1 protein-coding gene is annotated in these 1,753 nt (G+C 71.6%); it reads left to right on the top strand.

All coding sequences use genetic code 11. The features are described from left to right. On the top strand, positions 1-1,753 hold a 1,753-nt coding region (locus tag J5Y04_RS41130; protein ID WP_209417669.1), incomplete at both ends, for a condensation domain-containing protein.

Below are 1,753 nucleotides of genomic sequence, written 5' to 3' on the forward strand. Positions count from 1 at the left end.
GGAGCAGGTGGTGGTGCCGGCGAACCTGATTCCCGAGGGTGCGGAGGAGATCACGCCGGGCATGCTGCCGTTGGTGGACCTGGACGAGGCGGAGGTCGCCCGTGTGGTCGCGCGGATCCCGGGGGGTGCGGCGAACATTGCGGACGTCTACCCGCTCGCACCGCTCCAGGAGGGAATCTTCTTCCATCATCTGATGGCTGATCAGCACTCGACGGACGTCTATGCGATGCCGATGGTGCTGGGATTCGACTCGCGCGAGCGCCTGGACGCGTTCCTGGCCGCGCTCCAGCAGGTGGTGGACCGGCACGACATCTACCGCACCGCGATCGTCTGGGAGGGCCTGCGCGAACCCGTCCAGGTCGTCGCCCGACACGCTGAACTGCCCGTTCGACAGGTCGTGTTGGACGCGCACGGTTCGGCGGCGGTGGACCAGCTGATCGCCGCCGGCGGAGGGTCGATGGACCTCGGCCGGGCCCCGCTGATCGAGGTGTACACCGCCGCCGATCCCGGTGGCGACCGGCTGCTGGCACTGCTCAAGATCCACCACCTCGTCCAGGACCACACCACCCAGGAGGTCCTGCTCGGGGAGCTGCGGGCGATCCTGTCGGGCGACGGCGACGCGCTGCCCGAGCCGCTGCCGTTCCGCACCTTCGTCGCGCAGGCCCGCCTCGGGGCGGAGGGCGGCGAGCACGAGCGCTACTTCGCCGGGCTCTTGGGTGATGTCGAGGAGACGACGGCACCGTACGGGCTGGTCGACGTGCGCGGCGACGGTACCGGCGCCGAGCAGGCGCGGCTCGCGGTCGACGATGACCTGGCCGTCCGGGTCCGGGAGTTGACGCGTGCGCGCGGGGTGAGTCCGGCGACGGTGTTCCACCTGGCGTGGGCGCGGGTGTTGGCGACCGTCTCGGGCCGGGACGACGTGGTGTTCGGCACGGTGCTGTTCGGGCGGATGAACGCCGGCGCCGGATCCGACCGCGTCCCCGGCCTGTTCATCAACACGCTCCCGGTCCGTGTCCGGGTCGGGTCGGCCACGGTCGACGAGGCCCTCGACGGCCTCCGCCACCAGCTGGCCGAACTGCTCGTGCACGAACACGCCCCGCTCGCCGTGGCGCAGCGGGCCAGCGGTGTACCCGGCGGCAGCCCGCTGTTCACCTCCGTCTTCAACTACCGCTACAGCCAGGGCGCCACGCGGCGACCGGAGACCGGGAACGAGGGAGGGCTCGAAGGCATCGAGCAGCTCTACCTGTGGGACCGCTCGAACTACCCCCTGAACGTCTCGGTCGGCGACATGGGCTCCGGCTTCGTCCTGACCGTGCACGCCGTGGCACCGGCGGAGGCCGGCCGGGTGTGCGACCTGTTGCACACCGCCCTGGCCGGCGTCGTCTCCGCGTTGGAGGGGGAGCCGGGGACGCGGTTGTCGGCGGTGGGGGTGTTGGGGGCGCGGGAGCGTGCCCTGGTGGTGGAGGAGTGGGCCGGGACGGCGGTCGAGTTGCCGGGTGGTCTGGTGCCCGACTTGTTCGAGGCGCAGGTGGTGCGGGTGCCGGGTGCGGTGGCGGTGTCGTGCGACGGGGTGGAGGTGTCGTTCGCGGAGCTGGATGCGCGGGCGAACCGGCTGGCGCACTACCTGGTGGCCCAGGGGGTGGGTGCGGAGTCGTTGGTGGGTCTGTGCCTGCCGCGGGGTGTGGAGATGGTGGTGGCGGTCCTTGCGGTGTGGAAGGCGGGGGCGGGGTATCTGCCGGTGGATCCGGAGTAT

It is taken from the genome of Kitasatospora sp. RG8 (assembly GCF_017813315.1).
In the GTDB taxonomy this organism is placed as follows: domain Bacteria; phylum Actinomycetota; class Actinomycetes; order Streptomycetales; family Streptomycetaceae; genus Kitasatospora.